A 19,162-nucleotide genomic window follows, 5' to 3' on the forward strand; every position below is an offset into this window, starting at 1 on the left:
GACGACCAGGGGAAGCCGCCCCGCGCGGGGGTGCGCTCAGAGCGCGTGAGCCTGGTCGCCGGCGACCGGCGTCGCGCGGCCTTCCTCTTCGGCCGGCACGTAGCGCAGCTCGCGGTTCAGCACGCGTTTCGCACGGGCGCGGTCGATGTCGTTTTCCCACACCGCGACGACGACCGTCGCGACGCAGTTGCCGATCAGGTTGGTCAGCGCACGGGCGATGCCGACGAACCAGTCGACCGGCAGGATCAGCACGAGGCCGAGCACCGGAATCGCGGGAATCGCCGACAGCGTCGCCGCGAGGATCACGATCGCCGAGCCCGGGATGCCGTGCGCGCCCTTCGACGTGACGAGCGACACGAGCAGCACGACGATCAGGTCATGCGTCGACAGCGGCGTATTGGTGGCCTGCGCGATGAACAGCACGGCGAGCGTCAGGTAGATCGAGAAGCCGTCCAGGTTGAACGAATAGCCGGTCGGGATCACGAGGCCGACCGTCGAATCCTTCACGCCCATGTATTCGAGCTTGCGCATCACCTGCGGCAGCACCGCGTCCGACGACGCCGTGCCGAGCACGATCGACAGTTCCTCGCGCAGATAGCGGATCAGCTTGAACACCGAGAAGCCGGCGAGCCGCATCACCGCGCCGAGCACGACCGTGACGAACACGAAGCAGCTCAGGTAGAACACCGCGACGAGGTAGCCGAGCTGCTTGAGCGACGCGACGCCGTACTTGCCGGTCGTGAACGCGATCGCGCCGAGCACGCCGAGCGGCGCCAGCTTGATGATGAAGCCGATGATCCGGAAGAACACGTGCGACAGTTCCTCGATCAGCGAGTTGACGCGCTGCGCCTTGTCGCCGAGCAGCGACAGCGCGGAGCCGAACAGCACCGCGAACACGAGGATCTGCAGGATGTCGCCCTTCGCGAACGCGTCGATCGCGGTGTCGGGGATGATCTTCATCAGGTAGCCGGCCGTGTCCTTCAGGCTCTCGGCGTTCTTCGCGTACGACGCGAGCGACGACGCGTCGAGCGAGTGCAGGTCGATGTTCATCCCGACGCCCGGGCGCGTGAGCCACGCGAGCACGAGCCCGATGCCGAGCGCGAGCGTCGTCATGATCTCGAAGTAGATCACGGCCTTCAGGCCGACCCGGCCGACCTTCTTCAGGTCGCCCGCGTTGGCCATCCCGCTGACCACCACGCAGAACACGATCGGCCCGATCACCATCTTGATCAGCTTCAGGAAGCCGTCGCCGAGCGGTCGCAGCGATTCGGCGAAATGCGGAAAGAACGCGCCGAGCGCGATCCCTAGTACAAGTGCGACGACTACCCGGCCAAACAGCGAATTGAGGAATTTCGACACGGCGCTCTCCCGATCCAACGGTTGCAGTTTCGTCTGTTCATACTGGTATGACCAGTGATGTTATGGTGGATAGTAGGAAGCCGATATAGTGGCGTCAAGGACGGACAAAATAGGGATTTCCCGCCCCTGCACGCCCCTTCCCGGTGCACCGGAAAGGGGCGGATCGTGGCTTTCCCGTAGGGCGGCCATGCACCGCGTGCGTGCGGATTACAATGCCGGTCAGACCGGCCAAAGTTCACCTCATGAAAAACGTTCCGCATACCGTGACCGACGCCGCCATCGCGACGATCCGCGACCGGATCGAGGCAGGCGTGTATCCGGTCGGCAGCCTGCTGCCGGCCCAGCGCCAGCTCTCCGAGGAGCTGGAGATCAGCCGCGCGTCGCTGCGCGAGGCGCTGTCGACGCTCGAAGCGCTCGGCATGCTGCGCATTCGCGCCGGCAAGGGCGTGTACGTCGAAAGCGCGCAGGCCACGGCCGCGCACGCGTGGCGGTTCGCCGAGCAGTCGTCGCCGCCCGACACGTACCAGATGCGCTATGCGCTCGAAGGGTTCGCCGCGCGGATGGCCGCGCACGTCGTCAGCGACGACGACATCGCGTGGTTCGAGGACAACCTCGCCGACCTGCACGTCGCACTCACCGAAAACGCGCTCGACGACGCGGCGCAGCTCGACTTCGACTTCCACATGCGGATCATCCATCTCGCCGGCAACGCGGCGATCGAATCGGTGCTGCGCAGCAGCGCGGACATCATGAAGGAAAGCCAGCGCATGCCGTTCTACCGGCGCGAGCTGCTGCTGTCGACGTGGCACGAACACCGCGCGATCGTCGACGCGCTGAGCGCGCGCGATGCGGCGGCCGCCGGCACCGCGATCGAAACGCACATCGCGAACGCCGCGCAACGCGCGGGCATCTTCTTCCCGACACCGCGCGCATGACGATGCGGGCGGCCAACGCGTCCGCCGGTTGTACTTACATGCCGCCCGGTCGTACGGGTCAACCTCCCGACGGACGCCGATACGCGAGCGCACGCTCGATGAACGCGCGCGCCGCCACGCTGCGATACGCACCCTTGCGTGTCAGCAGCGCGGCCGTGCGCGCGGGCAGCGGCGGGTCGATGTCGAGCGCGCACAGGTCGGCGCTTTCGCGCGCGATCGCATCGGGCAGCACCGTCGCGAGCCGGCCGCAGCGCACGAGTTCCAGCACCGCGCTGATCGTGTTCGTCTCGATCGCGATCTTCGGCTGCGCGCCCTGTTCGATGAAATAGCGGTCGATGCTTTCGCGCGTCGCGAACGCGCGACTCAGCAGCACCAGCGGCTCGCCGACGAGTTCGGCCGGGCTCACCGCACGGCGGCGCCGCGCGAGACGGTGCGTGCGGCCCGTCACGAGCGCGAGCGGCTCGTCCCACAGCGGCAGTGCGTCGATGTCCGGCGCGCGCGGCGGCATGAATGCGAAGCCTGCGTCGAGCCGATCGTCGGCGAGCAGCGCCTCGATCCGCTCCTGCGGCATCGCGTCGATCGACAGCGCGACGTTCGGATAGTCGGCATGGAACGCGTCGATCAGCGAGCCGCTCAGGTAGGCCGCGAAGGTCGGCATCATCGCGAGCCGCAACGATCCGCTGCCGAGATCGGCGACGTCGTGCAGCGCGCGCTGCCCCGTATCGAGCTCGTGCAGCGCGGCGCGTGCGTGGCGCGCATAGACCTCGCCGAACTCGGTGAGCCGCACCGTGCGGCCCGAGCGGTCGAACAACTGCACGCCGAGCGTTTCCTCGAGCTGGCGCACCTGCTGCGACAGCGTCGGCTGCGACACGTGCAGCGCGTCGGCCGCGCGCGTGAAACTGCGCTGCTCGGCGACGGCCAGGAAATAGCGGATGTGGCGGAGTAGCATCGCGGTCGATGTATTGGTTTAACCAATGAACACCATAACGATCCAGTCTTGGACGCTATGGTTTGATTCCCGCATCATACGCACATCCGTTCCCGTGCAGCGCCGCCGTCGTCGCGGCCCCCGCACCGGAACGGCTCGCCCGGGCCCGCCCTGCCTTCGCCCGCCGCACGACGATCCGCCGCCCGCTCCAGGGCCGGCCGCGATCCGCCCGGCGCGCACCGGTTCACCGCCGAATCGTCGACGCCGGCCCCGAATCCGTCACCCCGCGCAACCGACGGCTCCATGCCGCCGGCCGGCGCCGCTGTTTTTCTCGACCATGGAACCGCATCACGACAACCACCCATCCCTCACCCGCGGCATGACGCTGCTGTTCGCCTGCGCGTGCGGCATCGTCATCGGCAACATCTACTACGCGCAGCCGCTGCTCGCCGCGATCGCGCGCAGCTTCGGCCGCGCGCCGACCGAGCTCGGCTATCTCGTCACGCTCACGCAGCTCGGCTATGCGGCGAGCCTGCTGCTGATCGTCCCGCTCGGCGACGCGGTCAATCGCCATACGCTGCTCGTGCGGCTGCTGATGCTCAACGTCGTCGCGCTGGTCGCGGTCACGTTCAGCACGAACTTCACGATGTTCGTCGTGGCGAACGTCGCGGTCGGCTTCGTCACGTGTTCGACGCAGCTGCTCGTGCCGTTCGCCGCGTCGCTCGCCGATGCACGCTCGCGCGGCCGCGCGGTCGGCACCGTGATGAGCGGGCTGCTGCTCGGAATCCTGCTCGCGCGCGTCGCGGCCGGGGCGATCGCCGACGGGCTCGGCTGGCGCGCGGTGTACGGCATCGCCGCGGCGATGGTGCTCGCGCTGACCGTCGTGCTCGCCGTGAAGCTGCCGAAGGATCGCCGCGACGCGCGCGTCGACTATGCGGCGCTGATGAAGTCGCTGGTCGCGCTGGTGCGCGCGCAACCGCGGATCGCGCTGCGCTCCACCTACGGCGCGCTCGTGTTCGCGTGCTTCAGCCTGCTGTGGACGGGCCTCACGTTCCTGCTGAGCCAGCCGCCGTACGGCTATTCCGAAGGGCAGATCGGCCTGTTCGGCGTCGTCGGCGCGGTGGGCGCGCTTGCGGCGACGTCGGCCGGCCGGCTCGTCGATCGCGGCCACGGCAATGCGGCGACGGGGCTGTTCGCGGCGGCCGTGCTCGCGTCGTTCGCGCTGATCGCGGCCGGTGCGCACTCGCTCGCGGCGCTGATCGCGGGCATCCTGCTGCTCGACGTCGGCGTGCAGGGCATGCACATCTCGAACCAGAGCGTGATCTATGCGCTCGCCGGCAACGCGCGCAGCCGCGTGACGACGATCTACCTGACGAGCTACTTCATCGGCGGCGCGCTCGGGTCGTTCGCGGCGAGCGTCGCGTACGGCATCGACGGGTGGCACGGCGTGTGCATCGCGGGCGCGGCGCTCGCGGGCGTGCTGATCGCGCTGTGGCTCGCGTCGCAACGCGTCGGCACGCGGCAGGTCACGCAGTAATGCGGTAGCCCGGTTCGGCCGTACGTCGAAAAGGCACGCCCGCGACTCGCGCGGCGTGCCTTTTTTTGATGGCGTACGTCGATACCGTCCGTCGCGCGCCGCAGCCCGACCTCAGCGCGTGACCGTCACGCGGCCTCGTGCGCGAAATCGATCAGCACCTTCATCGCGCGCTGCCGGTCGCCGGCCAGTTCGAACGCGAGGTTCGCGTCGCGCATCGGAAACACGCGCGTGACGGCCGGCCGCAGGTCGACGCGCCCCGCGTTGATCAGTTGCACCGCGAGCGCGAATTCCGCGTGAAAGCGGAACGATCCGCAGATCGACAGCTCCTTCGCGACCACAACGTTCTGCGGCAGGCTGACGTCGCCGCCGAGCCCGAGCTGCACGACGACCCCGCGCGGCCGCATCACGTCCAGCCCGTCGCGCAGCGCACGTGCATTGCCCGAACACTCGATCATCACGTCGAACGTGCCTTTGTCCGCGGCATAACGCTCGACCCAACCCGGATCGGCGGCCGCATCGATCGTGCGGTCGGCGCCGAGCGCGCGCGCCACGGCCAGCGGCGCGTCGACGACGTCGGTCGCGACGATCTCGGCCGCGCCGTGCACGCGCGCCGCCGCGACCGCCAGCACGCCGATCGGCCCGCAGCCCGACACGAGCACGCGCTTGCCGATCAGCGGCCCCGCGCGCGACACCGCGTGCAGCCCGACCGCGAACGGCTCGGCGAGCGCCGCGAGCGACAGCGGCACGTGATCGGCGACCTTCACGCACTGCACCGCGTCGCACACGAGCGCGTTGCGGAACGCGCCCTGCACGTGCGGCATCCGCATCGCGCTGCCGTAGAAGCGCATGTCGAGACACTGGTTCGGCAGCCCTTCGAGGCAGTAGCGGCACGCACCGCACGGCCGGCTCGGATTGACCGCGACGCGATCGCCGACCTTCACCGACGTGACGTCCGGCGCGACTTCCGCGACCGTGCCGGCCACCTCGTGGCCGAGCACCATCGGCTGCTGCAGCCGGATCGCGCCGAAGCCGCCGTGCCGGAAATAATGGAGATCGGAGCCGCAGATGCCGCCCATCGCGACATCGACGCGCACCTGGCCCGGGCCGATCTCGCCCGCGTCCTGCTCTTCGACCCGCAGGTCGTTCGGCCCGTGGATCACGACACACATGCAACGCATACGCATGACTTTCCTCCCTTTCCTAAACGGCGGCGGTCAGCCCGCCGTCGACGAACAGCGTCTGGCCGTTCACGAAATCGGACGCGGCCGACGCGAGGAAGATCGCCGCGCCGCACAGCTCGTCGACGCGCCCCCAGCGGCCGGCCGGCGTGCGCTTGCACAGCCAGTCCGAGAACGCCGCGTCGTCGACCAGCGCGCGATTCAGTTCGGTTTCGAAATAGCCGGGCGCGAGGCCGTTCGCCTGGATGCCGTGGCGCGCCCAGTCGGCGCACATCCCCTTCGTCAGCATCCGCACCGCGCCCTTGGTCGCCGCATACGGCGCGATCGTCGGCCGCGCGAGCTCGCTCTGGACCGAACAGATGTTGATGATCTTCCCGTGGCCGCGCGCGATCATGTGCCGCGCGACGGCCTGCGCGACGTTGAACACGCCGTCGAGGTTCACGCGCATCAGCGCATGCCAGTCGTCGGGTTCGAACGCATCGAGCGGCGCGCGGCGCTGGATGCCGGCGTTGTTCACGAGGATGTCGATCGCACCGACGCGCGCCTCGAAATCGTCGATCGCCGCGCGCACCTGCGCGTGCTCGGCTACGTCGAATACCGCGTAGTCGGCCGTGAAGCCTGCGTCGCGCAGATCACGCACGCGCGTCGCGGCCTTTTCTTCATTGCGATCGTTGATGACGATCGCCGCGCCCGCCTCGGCGAGTCCGCGGGCGAGCGTCAGCCCGATCCCGCGTCCGGAACCGGTAATCAGTGCGCGGCGGCCGTCGAGGCGGAACCGGTCAAGCGCGTGGGTCATGCGTGTCTCCTCGTGCCAATCGAGCCGGCGGCCCAGCGCGGCCAGCCTCGCGTCGAAGCTATCTTCGGCTGTCGGCCGGGCGCACGCCAATGGTCTTTTTTGATCCGGTTATCATGAAATTTGATTACCGTTCTCGCGTGCCCGCCCCCATGGAACTCAAGCAATTGCGCGCCTTCGTCACGCTCGCGGAAGAGCTGCATTTCGGGCGCGCCGCGCAGCGCCTGTTCATCGTACAGCCCGCGCTGAGCATGCAGATCAAGGCGCTCGAAGCGGAACTCGGCGCGCGCCTGTTCGAGCGCGACCGGCACAAGGTCGAACTGAGCGAGACGGGGCGCGTGTTCCTGCCCGAAGCGCGCGCCACGCTGCAGCAGGCCGCCCGCGCGGAACAGATGGCGCGGCTGTCGAGCCGAGGCGAAATCGGCACGCTGCGGATCGCGTTCGTGTCGTCGGTGCTGCCCGCGCTGCTGCCGGCCGTGCTGCGCACGATGCGCGAGCGCTATCCGCTGATCGCGCTGGAACTGAAGGACATGCCGACGCCCAACCAGATCGCCGCGCTGCGCGACCGGCGAATCGATTTTGGGATGATCCGGCTGCCGGCCGCGTATGCGGGCATCGACACGCGCGTGGTGCTCGAGGAAGGCTTCGTCGTCGCGCTGCCGCTCGACCATCCGCTCGCCGCGCACGACGCGATCTCGCCGGCCGCGCTGCGCGGCCAGCCGGCGTTCGTGCTGGCGCGCCGCTACGCGCCGGGTTTTCACGACGACATGCTGCTCGCGCTGAGCCGCGCGGGCACGACGCTCGAGATCGCGCAGGAGTTCGGGGAATTCACGACGATGCTCGCGCTCGTCGCGGCGGGGATGGGGATCGGACTGATTCCGGCGGAGGCGGCCAGCGCGCTGCCGCCGAACGTGCTCGCGCGGCCGCTCGACCTGGCCGGGCATCGCAGCGGCATCGGCCTCGCGTGGACCGATCTCGACAGCCCGCTGAAGCGCGCGTTCGTCGCCGCGCTCGAGCAGGTGACGGCAGCATCGAGCAACAGCGGCGGGCAATGAAGGCAGCGGACAACAAAAAGCCCGGCCGGAAAACCGGACCGGGCTCGTTCGCCACGCAGGCCGCCGTGCGGCGGCCGCGCAACGTGCGGGATTACTTCGCGTTCGCGAATGCGACAGCCGTATCCAGCATACGGTTCGAGAAACCCCACTCGTTGTCGTACCAGCTCGACACCTTGACGAGACGGCCCGACACCTTGGTCAGCGTCGCGTCGAACGTCGACGAAGCCGGGTTGTGGTTGAAGTCGATCGACACCAGCGGTGCGTCGTTGTAGCCGAGGATGCCCTTCAGCGAGCCTTCCGACGCTTCCTTCATGATCGCGTTGACTTCCTCGACCGTCGTGTCGCGCTTCGCGATGAACGACAGGTCGACGATCGACACGTTGATCGTCGGGACGCGAATTGCGTAACCGTCGAGCTTGCCGTTCAGTTCCGGCAGCACGAGGCCGACGGCCGAAGCGGCGCCCGTCTTCGTCGGGATCTGGCTGTGCGTGGCCGAACGCGCGCGGCGCAGGTCTTCGTGATAGACGTCCGTCAGCACCTGGTCGTTCGTGTATGCGTGGATCGTCGTCATCAGGCCGGTTTCGAGGCCGATCTTGTCGTTCAGCGGCTTGACGAGCGGCGCGAGGCAGTTCGTCGTGCACGATGCGTTCGAGATGACCGTGTGCTCGGCCTTCAGCACGTCGTGGTTCACGCCGTAGACGATCGTTGCGTCGACGTCCTTGCCGCCCGGCGCCGAGATGATCACCTTCTTCGCGCCGCCCTTCAGGTGCGCGCTCGCCTTTTCCTTCGTCGTGAAGAAGCCCGTGCATTCCATCACGACGTCGACGCCCAGTTCGCCCCACGGCAGTTCGGCCGGGTTACGGTTCGCCAGCACGCGGATCTTGTCGCCGTTCACGACGAGGTAGTCGCCGTCGACCGACACTTCGCCCGGGAACTTGCCGTGCGCGGTGTCGTACTGGGTCAGGTGCGCGTTGGTCTTCGCATCGCCCAGGTCGTTGATCGCGACGATCTCGAGATCGTGCTTCTTGCCGTTTTCATAAAACGCGCGCAGCGTGTTGCGGCCGATACGGCCGTAGCCGTTGATTGCGACGCGAATCGTCATGGTCTATCTCCTGATGGCTGAAAAAAATTCGTTTCGTGCAGCTTCACGGTGCGACGCGCGCGGGGGCGGCGCGCGTCGCGAATGCTTTTAGTTGGCCAGCACGGCCTTCGCGGTCTCGACGACGTGCTCGACGGTGAAACCGAAGTACTTGAACAGCACGCCGGCCGGCGCCGATTCGCCGAACGTGTCGATCCCGACGACGCCGCCTTCGAGGCCGACGTACTTGTGCCAGAACGAAGTCACGCCCGCTTCGATCGCGACGCGGCGCACGCCGCGCGGCAGCACGCGCTCACGGTATTCGGCGTCCTGGCGGTCGAACACGTTGGTCGACGGCATCGACACGACCCGTGCGGCAATGCCTTGCTGCGCGAGCGGCTCGACGGCCTTCATCGCGAGTTCGACTTCCGAGCCCGTCGCGATCAGGATGATCTTGCGCGCGACGATTTCGTCGTCCCAGTCCTTCAGCACGTAGCCGCCCTTCTCGATGTTCGCGATCTGCGCATCGGTACGCGGGTTGAACGCGAGGTTCTGGCGGCTGAAGATCAGGCTCGACGGACGGTCGGCAGCGACCGCGTGGGTCCACGCAACGGCCGTTTCGACCGTGTCGGCCGGGCGCCACACGTCGTGGTTCGGGATCAGGCGCAGGCTCGACACGTGCTCGATCGACTGGTGCGTCGGGCCGTCTTCGCCGAGGCCGATCGAATCGTGCGTGAACACGAAGATCGACGGCACCTTCATCAGCGCGGCCACGCGCAGTGCGTTGCGGCTGTAGTCGGAGAACGTCAGGAACGTGCCGCCGAACGGCTTGTGGCCGCCGTGCAGCGCGAGGCCGTTGATCGCGGCGCTCATGCCGAATTCGCGCACGCCGTAGTTGATGTGGTTGCCGAGCAGCACGCCCGCGCCTTCCGGATTCGCGCGCACCGCCTTCGACGCCTTCCAGTTGGTCAGGTTCGAACCGGTCAGGTCGGCCGAGCCGCCGAGCAGTTCGGGCAGCGCGGCAGCCAGGCCTTCGATCGCCTGCTGCGACGCCTTGCGGGTCGCCACCGTCTCCGCGCGCTCGTTCGCGCCGGCGATGATCGCCGCGGCCTTCTCGGCCCAGTCGGCCGGCAGCTTGTTGGCCATCCGGCGCTCGAATTCGGCGGCTTCCGCCGGGAACTTCGCGCGATATTGCGCGAACGTCGCGTCCCATTCGGCTTCGGCACGCTTGCCGGCTTCCTTCGCGTCCCATGCCGCATAGACTTCCTGCGGAATCACGAACGGCTCCCAGGTCCAGCCGAGTGCCGCGCGCGTCTTCGCGATTTCTTCCGCGCCGAGCGCCGCGCCGTGCACGTCGTGGCCGCCGGCCTTGGTCGCCGCGCCCTGGCCGATCACCGTCTTGCAGCAGATCAGCGTCGGCTTGTCCGACAGCTTCGCCTTCGCGATCGCCGCGTCGACCGCGTCGACGTCGTGGCCGTTCACGTTCGGGATCACGTTCCAGCCGTATGCCTCGAAACGCTTCGGGGTGTCGTCGTGGAACCAGTTCACGACGTCGCCGTCGATCGAGATGCCGTTGTCGTCGTACAGCGCGATCAGCTTGTTCAGCTTCAGCGTGCCGGCGAGCGAGCAGGCTTCGTGCGAGATGCCTTCCATCAGGCAGCCGTCGCCGAGGAACACGTACGTGTGGTGATCGACGATCTTCGCGCCGTCACGATTGAACTCGTCGGCCATCAGCGCTTCGCCGAGCGCCATGCCGACCGCGTTCGCCAGACCCTGGCCGAGCGGGCCGGTGGTCGTCTCGACACCCGGCGTGATCCCGTATTCCGGGTGGCCCGGCGTCTTCGAGTGCAGCTGGCGGAAGTTCTTCAGCTCTTCGATCGGCAGGTCGTAGCCGGTCAGGTGCAGCAGCGAGTACAGCAGCATCGAGCCATGGCCGTTCGACAGCACGAAACGGTCGCGGTCGGCCCAGTGCGGGTTCGTCGGGTTGTGCTTCAGGTGGCGCGACCAGAGCGCGACGCCGATTTCGGCCATGCCCATCGGCATGCCGGGGTGGCCGGAGTTCGCTTGCTGGACGGCGTCCATCGCGAGCGCACGGATCGCGTTGGCCATCAGGGTGGTGGAGGCGGGAGACGAAGTCGTCATGTCGAGTCCAGAGAACGAGTCGAGGAAACGGGGGCACGGCGGCATCCGGAAGCTCGAGCGTCGATCGTTCCCGGCGCGCGGTGCGGCGCCTGACGGACGCGAAGCGGACGGAGCCTACGGACGAGGCTGCAAAGCTCGTCATTTTAACAGATGGGCCGACATTTCCCCCGTCGCCGCGCAGCGTTCCGGCACGGTTTTCCGTCAAACCGCCCGCCTCCTATAATTCAGGCGTCGGAACTGCCTGCCCCCGCGGCCCGCCCGTGAACACCACGCTTCTCTTTCACCCTACGCCCGACGCCGCCTACGGCTTCCCGAATGCGCGGCGGCTCGCGCGCGTCGCGTCCGCGCACCAGCAGATCGAAGTCTGGGAAACCCCGCAGCTCGGCCGCCTGTTCACGCTGGACGGCCGGCCGATGACGTCGGTCGGCGACGAGTACGTCTATCACGAGTGCATGACGCACCCGGCCGCGCTCGCGCACCCGTCGCCGAAGAAGGCGCTCGTGCTCGGCGGCGGCGACGGCGGCGCCGCGCGCCAGTTGCTCAAGCATGCGTGCATCGAGCGGATCGTGATCGCGGAACTCGACGACGAGGTGGTCGGGATGGCGCGCCGCTATCTCGACGACGTGCATCAGGGTGCGCTCGACGACCCGCGCGTCGAGGTCGTGATCGGCGACGCAGCGCATTTCGTCGAGTCGACCATCGAGCATTTCGATCTCGTCGTGTTCGACCTCACGCCGCCCGATTCGCCGGCGGCCGGCCTCTATACGCGTGCGTTCTATGCACGGCTCAAGCGGATCCTCACGCCGTGCGGCGCGATCTCGATGCACCTCGGCTCGCCGGTGTTCCATCCCGCGCGCATCGCCGCGCTGCTCGACGATCTGCGCGCGAGCTTCGCGGTCGTCGATCCGTTGTCCGCGCACGTGCCGCTGTACGGCTCGCAGTGGCTGATGGCGATCGCGAGCGACACGCTCGACGCGGCCGCGCTGTTCGCCCACGACATCGACGACCGGCTCGCCGCCCGCCGCATCCAGGGCCTGCGCTACTACGACGCGCGATTGCATGCGTCCCTCTTTGCCCTGCCGTGCGCGCTGCGCGATACACTGGGCGCTCGCCGCTGAGCGTCAGGGCACCCGCATCGCTTCCGTTTTCCCGTCGCGTCCTCGCAGGATTCGCGATGCATGGCGCCGGGGGCGAAGCGTCCCGCGCGCCGCGCCGCCTGAACGAACGCCGAGGCATCGAATCGGAACACGTGCCGAAGCGCCCCCACAGGAGATTTTCATGACCGATCCACGTCCGGCCAACGTGCCTTGGTTGACGCCTTACCTGACCGTGCGCAACGCGCGCGCGGCCATCGATTTCTTCAAGGCCGCATTCGGCTTCGAGTTGCGCGACGCGCACGACGAGGACGGCGCGATCATGCACGTCGAGATGACCTATCGCGGCCAGCTGATCGTGATGTTCGCGCCCGAGGGCGCGTTCGGCTCGACCGCGCTCACACCGAAAAGGGCGAACGCCACTGCACCGCAGTCGTTCTACCTGTATGTCGACGACGTCGACGCCACCTGGCAGCGCGCGCTCGACGCGGGCGCGAAATCGCTGAGCGCGCCGCAGGATCAGTTCTGGGGCGACCGGTTCGCGCAGATCGAGGATCTCGACGGCTACCGATGGGCGCTCGGGCGCCGTCTCGACGCATGACCGACACGGCAACACGCATGAACGAAGCCACCACGACCGCGGCCGTGCCGCGCTTTTTCGTCGACGCGGCACTGCGCGCCGACGCCACGCTCGCGTTGCCGGCCGACGTCGCGCGCCACGTGCAGGTGCTGCGCCTGCAGCCCGGCGACGTGCTCGCGCTGTTCGACGGCACCGGCGGCCAATACCGCGCGCGGCTCGTCGAGATCGACAAGCGCAGCGCGCTCGCGCAGATCGATACGTTCGAGCCCGTCGAAGCCGAGCCGCCCTATCGCGTGACGCTCGCGCAGGGCATCGCCGGCGGCGACAAGATGGACTGGGTGATCGAGAAGGCCGTCGAGCTTGGCGTCGCGGCGGTCGTGCCGCTGTCGACCGCGCGCGGCGTCGTCAAGCTCGCGGGCGAACGCGCGGACAAACGCGTCGCGCACTGGCGCGGCGTCGTGCGTGCGTCGTGCGAGCAATGCGGACGCAACCGTGTGCCCGACGTCGCGCCGGTGGCCGGCTTCCACGCGTGGCTCGATACGCTGCCGGCCGCACCGGCCGACGGCGAGCTGCGGCTGCTGCTGTCGCCGCGCGCGAGCATCCCGTTCGCGTCGCTGCCCGACGCACCGCCTGCAGCCGCCGTCACGCTGCTGATCGGGCCGGAAGGCGGGCTGTCGCCCGACGAGGAAAACGCGGCACGCGCACGCGGGTTCACCGCGCTGTCGCTGGGCCCGCGCGTGCTGCGCACCGAGACGGCCGGCGCGGCCGTGCTCGCGGCGCTCGCCGCGCGCTGGGGCGGGTGGTGACGATGATGCGCGGCCGCATGACAGCGGTACGCGCCGCCGCGCGTCAGCGTGCCGCGTTCAACGGCTCGATATCGACGACGGGCGAGGTCTGGAGCGCCGCCACCAGCGCGTCGAGGTTGCCCGCGTCGGGCTCGAGCGCCGGCGCGGTGATCCGCAACCTCGGAGCAGGCGGCGTTGCCCGGATCGCCTTGATCAGCGGGCCGCGGTAGCGCAGGTTCATCATCATCTGCACGGCCTGCACGATGCTGATCGGCCGGCCGTCGTGCTGAAACGTCGAGGCATCCACCGTGTCGTTCCAGCCCTGGATGTAACCCCCGGCGTCGAGCCGCATGTTCATGTCGACCCATTGCCGCTTCTGCGCGTCCGTGCCGCCGCCCGACGCCCGCCGCAGCACGTCGGACGCGCGACTGACGTCGGCGTCGTGCTTCGCGCGCCAGGCCATGTAGCCGAGCGCGAACACCATGTTGTCCGGCAGGATGTCGTCCTCGTGCACGACGTCGAACAGGCGCCGCGGCGCCTGGTTCGCGATGAACGCGGGCGTCAGGATCCACACGCTCGCGTTGCGCCGTGCGGCGGCCTTCGTGCCGGACTCGGGGGCGTCGCCGTCGACCTCGATGCGCGTCAGCAGGCCGCCCTCGATCAGCTCGTCGAGCTGCGCGGCCAGCGCCGGCGACGCGTGAATCGCGCCGGCCACCGCCGCGTACTGATCGGGCGTCGAGCGCGTGCGCAGGTCGGCAAGCAACCGTTCGACGGCCGCATGCGCGGCCGGTGAAACCGGCACGAGAACCGGCTCGGTGGCGACGGTCTCCGCTGCGGCCGTGCCGCACATCGACATCACGGCTGCGGCCACCAGCAGCCCTCGCATGAAAGTCCCCATCGTTCGCTCTCCGTTCGCAGATCCGGCTCGCCCGCGAATCACGCCGACGGCCCGAATGTCGTCGCTCGTCGACCAGCCTCGCCGTCCGGCGCACTGATCGGGCCGGCGCGGCGCAGTCATTGCCGGCTCGCGGCGACCGCCGCGACGACCGGGCCCGACAGCGCGTCGACGACGGGCTTCAGCAGGCTTTCGGGGCTGTCGGTCGTCCAGCCCTTGCTGTCCGAACCGACCAGTTCCACCTGCCCGGTGATGCGCCGCCTGGCCGGTGCGTCGTCGAACGCGCGCGCCACGGCAATGAACGCCGTCTTGGTCGCCGCGAAGCGCTGCTGATCGGTTTTCGCGTCCTTGCCGGCATTCATGATGGCGGCGCCAGGCGGTGTGACGTCGGCCACCTTGCACTCGAACCCGACCGTCGCGCGTTCCTGCCCGTCGCCGCCGGCACGCGGCGTGCGCTTCACGCCGGTGGCCTTGCATTGCGCGCGCTGCAACGCACCCGTGTACGCGACCAGCATCGAGTCGAGCGCCGGCGCCAGTGCCTCGCGCCCGGCATCCGACATCGACGCGAGCGTCTGTCCGAGCATCTGCTCGCGCATCTCGCCGTACATGTTGACCGGCAGCACCCTGTTCGCGGCATCCTTCGGTTCGGCGGCCGCGCGCACCGCCGCGTTGAATTGCTCGACCTTGGCCGCGTCGTTGTTGATGATGGCGCCGAGATAGACGTCGACCGTCTGTTCGGGCGTGAGCGACGCGGCGTGCGCCGCCGGCAGGACGCCGAGCGACAGTGCGCAGGCGGCCAGCGCGCAAACGAACGGATCGCGCAGACGGGCGGGCGCCGCGAATCGGGTAGCGGTCATGGGAGAACGGCCCTCTCTCGAATGATTGGTGTTGTGCGCCCGGCGCGGTGGCCGCGGCCGGGCTGACCGATTGTCGCGGAAAAAAGTACGCGATGAAAGGCTTTTGTCGGCCAGCCCGCGCTGGCGAAACGGCGAGCGACGCGCGCAAACGCAAAAAAGCCCGCGCGAAGCGGGCTTTTGACGGATGTTTCGGTGAATCGGCGCGGGCCGACGCGCGCTTATGCGAACGAGTAGAACACGCGGAACGCGACCTTGCGCTCGGCCCAGAATTCGGCCGCCTCGCGGAACACGTCGAGCAGCGTCTCGCGGCCTTCCTTGTCGAACTTCTGCGCGATCGGCAGCCCTTCGAGGACGATCACGAAACCGGGCTGCGCGCCGGCCTTCGCGACGAGGTCGGTCAGGGAGTCGTACAACGCGTCATAGTTCTTCCCGAAATGTTTCGGGAACAGGAACGACGTCGCGATCGTTTCCATCACTTCCTGCTTCGACTGCGCGGCGCCGCAATACGCATACAGGAAATGCTGGCCGAGCCGGCCGGCTTCGTCGGCAAGATCCTGCACGCGGAACGCGCGGATCGACTGCACGAGATTGGGTCGCACGGTCGTGAAAAGGCTCATAGGCTCCTCGTTCGATGAAAGCCCGGGCTCGGCTTCCGGTTGCTCCGGCGTGCCGCCAGCCTGCGCCGCCGCGTGCAGTTGGATCACGCGCTGAAACAGGTTGCCGTCGCCGGCCGCGAACAGTTCCGCCGCCGCCGTTTCGTGCGCGTAGATGGAGTCGCTCATGCCATTCGTCCCGAAGTCATTCAACAATACGTTTAAAACTGTTGTAGTGGTCGCCCGTGTAATAACAGTTGTCGATCCGGCGCAATGGGCCGCCGCAGACGATCCGGCGCGCACCGCGATTGCGGGCGCGCGGCGTGGGCACCGTGTATTCATGGTAGTAGCCGCGCTTCGCTTTCGGCAGGATCCGCTCGCGGTTGCCAAATACGACGCCGTCTTTCTCGTACGGATAGGGGCCGCCGGCGCTTATCAGGCCCAGCGTGGTCACGGCCTCGCGCGGAAGACGGGCGGTCGGAATCGTATCGAGCCCGCTCGCCGCCACGTCGGCCGGTACGGCCTCCCGTGCGTAAGCGGCGGAAACCAGACTGCCCGTCGGCGTGCCGACGATACCCATCGCGAACATCGCGAAGACGGACGCGAGCGCGCCGTTGCGGAGCCACTTGCGTGCCATGAACCAGGGTTCCCGCTGTTAAATCAAGTAGTTGACGACCAACAAAGGCGTTAGCGTAGCGTTATTGGGCGCGCGAATCAATGTCCGTTTGGGAATCGAAAGCCTGACGTCGCCCGGATTTACGAATTTCTTACCGAATTTAAACTACATTTATCTTACATAGGATAAAATACGGGCGGCATCTCTCGTATGGCAAGACCCTGCCTCCTTGCCGCGCTCGCTACCCGGAGTGGAGAGATGCTGCTGTTGCTTTGAGGGAAGCGCGTTTGCGCCCTGCCCGACGGCGTGCCCACGGTGGGCACGCCTCTTTTTGCTTTTGTTTACAATTTCGCCCGCCGCGCCACGCCGGTTCGACCGGCCTGGCGCGTTCGTTTTTGCTCAGCGCGCGGCGTTCACGTCGGCGACCAGCAGCGCCGCCATGTTGACGATGCGGCGAACGGTCGCCGATTCGGTCAGCACGTGCACCGGCTGGGCCGCGCCCAGCAGGATCGGCCCGATCGCGATATTGTTGCCCGCGGCAGTCTTCAGCAGGTTGTACGCGATGTTCGCGGCGTCGATGTTCGGCAGGATCAGCAGGTTCGCGTCGCCTTCCAGCGTCGATTCCGGCAGGATTTCCTTGCGCAGCGCCGCGTCGAGCGCGACGTCACCGTGCATCTCGCCGTCCACCTTCAGCTCCGGCGCGCGTTCCTGCAGGATCGCGAGCGTATCGCGCATCTTCTTCGCCGAAGGTGCGTTGCTCGTGCCGAAATTCGAGTGCGACAGCAGCGCGACCTTCGGCTCGATGCCGAAGCGGCGCACTTCTTCCGCGGCCATGATCGTGATCTCGGCCAGTTCCTCCGGGGTCGGATCGACGTTCACGTGCGTGTCGACGAGGAAAATCTGGCGGCCCGGCAGCACGAGGCCGTTCATCGCCGCGTACACGCTGCAGCCGGCGCGCTTGCCGATCACCTGGTCGATGAAATGCAGGTGGCGGTGCGTGGTGCTGATCGTGCCGCAGATCATCCCGTCCGCTTCGCCCTTCTTCACCAGCATCGCGCCGATCAGCGTCGTGCGGCGGCGCATCTCGACGCGCGCGAGCTGCTCGCTGATGCCCTTGCGCGCCATCAGCTTGTAATACGTCTGCCAGAAGTCGCGGTAGCGCTCGTCGTGCTCGGTGTTGACGACCGTGAAGTCGACGCCCGGATTCAGACGCAGGCCATAGCGCTGGATACGGTGCTCGATCACCGAGGGGCGGCCGATCAGGATCGGCGTCGCGAGTTTTTCGTCGACGATGATCTGAACGGCACGCAACACGCGCTCTTCTTCGCCTTCCGCGAACACCACGCGCTTCTTCTCTTCCGGCGCGGCGCGCGCGATCTGGAAGATCGGCTTCATCGTCGTGCCGCTGTGATACACGAACTGCTGGAGGTGGACGCGGTACGCCTCCATGTCCTCGATCGGGCGCGTCGCAACGCCGCCGTCCATCGCGGCCTGCGCGACGGCCGGCGCGATCTTCACGATCAGGCGCGGATCGAACGGCTTCGGAATCAGGTATTCGGGCCCGAACGACAAGTCCTGGATGCCATACGCGGTCGCGACGATGTCGCTCTGCTCCTGCTGCGCGAGTTCGGCGATCGCGTTGACGGCGGCGATCTCCATTTCACGGGTGATCGTCGTCGCGCCGACGTCGAGCGCGCCGCGGAAGATGAACGGGAAGCACAGGACGTTGTTGACCTGATTCGGGTAGTCGGTGCGGCCGGTCGCGAGAATTGCGTCGGGGCGCACTTCGAGCGCCGCTTCCGGCAGGATTTCCGGCGTCGGGTTCGCGAGCGCGAGGATCAGCGGGCGCTCGGCCATGCCCTTCACCATCTCCGGCTTCAGCACGCCCGCGGCCGACAGGCCGAGGAAGATGTCCGCGCCGTCGATCACTTCGGCCAGCGTCCGCGCTTCCGTTTCGCGGGCGAAACGCTCCTTGTCCGGGTCCATCAGTTCGGTGCGGCCCTTGTAGACCACGCCGGCCAGGTCGGTCACCAGAATGTTCTCGATCGGCAGGCCGATGTCGACCAGCAGGTCGAGACACGCGAGCGCGGCCGCGCCCGCGCCGGACGCGACGAGCTTCACCTTCTTGATGTCCTTGCCGACGACCTTCAGGCCGTTCGTGACGGCCGCGGCCACGACGATCGCGGTGCCGTGCTGGTCGTCGTGGAACACCGGGATCTTCATCCGCTTGCGGCACTCGCGCTCGACGATGAAGCAGTCGGGCGCCTTGATGTCTTCCAGGTTGATCCCGCCGAAGGTCGGCTCCAGCGCGGCAATCACGTCGACGAGCTTGTGCGGGTCCGACTCGTTCAACTCGATGTCGAACACGTCGATGCCGGCGAACTTCTTGAACAGCACCGCCTTGCCTTCCATCACCGGCTTCGACGCGAGCGGACCGATGTTGCCGAGACCGAGCACCGCCGTGCCGTTCGTCACGACCCCGACCAGGTTGCTGCGCGCGGTGAAGCGCGCCGCGTTGAGCGGATTCTCGACGATCTCCTCGCACGCGAACGCCACACCGGGCGAGTAGGCGAGCGCGAGGTCGCGCTGGTTGATCATCTGCTTGGTCGGCGCGATCGCGATCTTCCCGGGAGTGGGGAATTCGTGATAGTCGAGAGCGGCTTCGCGGAGCTTGGCTTTGGAGGAGGCTTGGGTCGACATGTGTCTCGTGACGGGCGGATTAGAATAACTGTTCGAC

At 67.8% G+C, this 19,162-nt stretch carries 17 protein-coding genes; 6 read left to right on the forward strand and 11 right to left on the reverse strand.

Translation table 11 applies throughout. From position 1 onward, the window contains the following. Positions 1–36: 36 nt before the first annotated feature. Positions 37–1,359: a C4-dicarboxylate transporter DctA gene (locus HWX08_RS12305; protein WP_107314683.1), complete on the reverse strand. Its 1,323-nt coding sequence runs from the start codon at positions 1,357–1,359 to the stop codon at positions 37–39. A 212-nt stretch (positions 1,360–1,571) separates the two neighbouring features. Between HWX08_RS12305 and HWX08_RS12310 the strand changes: the two genes are divergently transcribed. After that, positions 1,572–2,294 carry a FadR/GntR family transcriptional regulator gene (locus HWX08_RS12310; RefSeq protein WP_076605863.1) on the forward strand — a complete coding sequence of 241 codons (723 nt, stop codon included), beginning with the start codon at positions 1,572–1,574 and terminating at the stop codon, positions 2,292–2,294. Positions 2,295–2,352: 58 nt separating this feature from the next. Here the strand turns inward: HWX08_RS12310 and cynR are convergent, their stop codons facing one another. Beyond that, a complete protein-coding gene (gene cynR / locus HWX08_RS12315; protein WP_069255752.1) occupies positions 2,353–3,243 on the reverse strand; it encodes a transcriptional regulator CynR in 891 nt (296 codons plus the stop codon). A gap of 316 nt (positions 3,244–3,559) precedes the next feature. On the opposite strand from cynR, the gene HWX08_RS12320 reads away from it, so the two are divergent. Further along, a complete protein-coding gene (locus tag HWX08_RS12320) occupies positions 3,560–4,759 on the forward strand; it encodes an MFS transporter (RefSeq protein WP_174921800.1) in 1,200 nt (399 codons plus the stop codon). A gap of 125 nt (positions 4,760–4,884) precedes the next feature. Here the strand turns inward: HWX08_RS12320 and HWX08_RS12325 are convergent, their stop codons facing one another. Both HWX08_RS12325 and HWX08_RS12330 read right to left on the reverse strand, forming a co-directional pair. After that, positions 4,885–5,943 carry an L-idonate 5-dehydrogenase gene (locus HWX08_RS12325; protein WP_174921801.1) on the reverse strand — a complete coding sequence of 353 codons (1,059 nt, stop codon included), beginning with the start codon at positions 5,941–5,943 and terminating at the stop codon, positions 4,885–4,887. 16 nt (positions 5,944–5,959) lie between these two features. Then, positions 5,960–6,733 carry an SDR family NAD(P)-dependent oxidoreductase gene (locus HWX08_RS12330; RefSeq protein ID WP_069257931.1) on the reverse strand — a complete coding sequence of 258 codons (774 nt, stop codon included), beginning with the start codon at positions 6,731–6,733 and terminating at the stop codon, positions 5,960–5,962. A 149-nt stretch (positions 6,734–6,882) separates the two neighbouring features. Between HWX08_RS12330 and HWX08_RS12335 the strand changes: the two genes are divergently transcribed. Beyond that, positions 6,883–7,785 carry a LysR family transcriptional regulator gene (locus tag HWX08_RS12335; protein WP_174921802.1) on the forward strand — a complete coding sequence of 301 codons (903 nt, stop codon included), beginning with the start codon at positions 6,883–6,885 and terminating at the stop codon, positions 7,783–7,785. A gap of 91 nt (positions 7,786–7,876) precedes the next feature. On the opposite strand, the gene gap is transcribed toward HWX08_RS12335, so the two are convergent. Next, entirely contained in the window at positions 7,877–8,887 is a 1,011-nt protein-coding gene (gap, locus tag HWX08_RS12340) for a type I glyceraldehyde-3-phosphate dehydrogenase (protein WP_069255748.1), read from the reverse strand. 87 nt (positions 8,888–8,974) lie between these two features. Continuing rightward, positions 8,975–11,050, reverse strand: coding sequence for a transketolase (tkt, locus tag HWX08_RS12345; protein ID WP_069255747.1), 2,076 nt, complete (start codon positions 11,048–11,050; stop codon positions 8,975–8,977). A 215-nt stretch (positions 11,051–11,265) separates the two neighbouring features. On the opposite strand from tkt, the gene speE reads away from it, so the two are divergent. The 3 genes from speE to HWX08_RS12360 all read left to right on the forward strand — a co-directional run bounded on the left by speE (position 11,266) and on the right by HWX08_RS12360 (position 13,485). Beyond that, a complete protein-coding gene (speE, locus tag HWX08_RS12350; protein WP_069255746.1) occupies positions 11,266–12,123 on the forward strand; it encodes a polyamine aminopropyltransferase in 858 nt (285 codons plus the stop codon). A gap of 160 nt (positions 12,124–12,283) precedes the next feature. Then, entirely contained in the window at positions 12,284–12,700 is a 417-nt protein-coding gene (locus HWX08_RS12355; protein WP_069255745.1) for a VOC family protein, read from the forward strand. 17 nt (positions 12,701–12,717) lie between these two features. Continuing rightward, complete coding sequence (locus HWX08_RS12360; RefSeq protein ID WP_174921803.1) at positions 12,718–13,485, forward strand: 16S rRNA (uracil(1498)-N(3))-methyltransferase; 768 nt, start codon at positions 12,718–12,720, stop codon at positions 13,483–13,485. Between the two features lie 43 nt (positions 13,486–13,528). Here the strand turns inward: HWX08_RS12360 and HWX08_RS12365 are convergent, their stop codons facing one another. From HWX08_RS12365 to HWX08_RS12385, 5 genes are all read right to left on the reverse strand, one after another. Further along, on the reverse strand, positions 13,529–14,362 hold the full coding sequence (locus HWX08_RS12365) for a hypothetical protein (protein WP_174921804.1): 834 nt from the start codon (positions 14,360–14,362) through the stop codon (positions 13,529–13,531). A gap of 116 nt (positions 14,363–14,478) precedes the next feature. After that, positions 14,479–15,216: a hypothetical protein gene (locus HWX08_RS12370; protein ID WP_174921805.1), complete on the reverse strand. Its 738-nt coding sequence runs from the start codon at positions 15,214–15,216 to the stop codon at positions 14,479–14,481. A 218-nt stretch (positions 15,217–15,434) separates the two neighbouring features. Next, positions 15,435–15,998 carry a barstar family protein gene (locus tag HWX08_RS12375; RefSeq protein ID WP_069255742.1) on the reverse strand — a complete coding sequence of 188 codons (564 nt, stop codon included), beginning with the start codon at positions 15,996–15,998 and terminating at the stop codon, positions 15,435–15,437. A gap of 16 nt (positions 15,999–16,014) precedes the next feature. Beyond that, positions 16,015–16,446 (reverse strand): guanyl-specific ribonuclease, encoded by a 432-nt coding sequence (locus tag HWX08_RS12380; RefSeq protein ID WP_039339266.1) that lies wholly within the window; start codon positions 16,444–16,446, stop codon positions 16,015–16,017. Positions 16,447–16,824: 378 nt separating this feature from the next. Then, entirely contained in the window at positions 16,825–19,125 is a 2,301-nt protein-coding gene (locus HWX08_RS12385; protein ID WP_069255741.1) for an NADP-dependent malic enzyme, read from the reverse strand. Between the last annotated feature and the right edge of the window lie 37 nt (positions 19,126–19,162).

Origin of the sequence: Burkholderia metallica, from assembly GCF_902832845.1 — a bacterium.
Taxonomy (GTDB): Bacteria; Pseudomonadota; Gammaproteobacteria; order Burkholderiales; family Burkholderiaceae; genus Burkholderia; species Burkholderia metallica.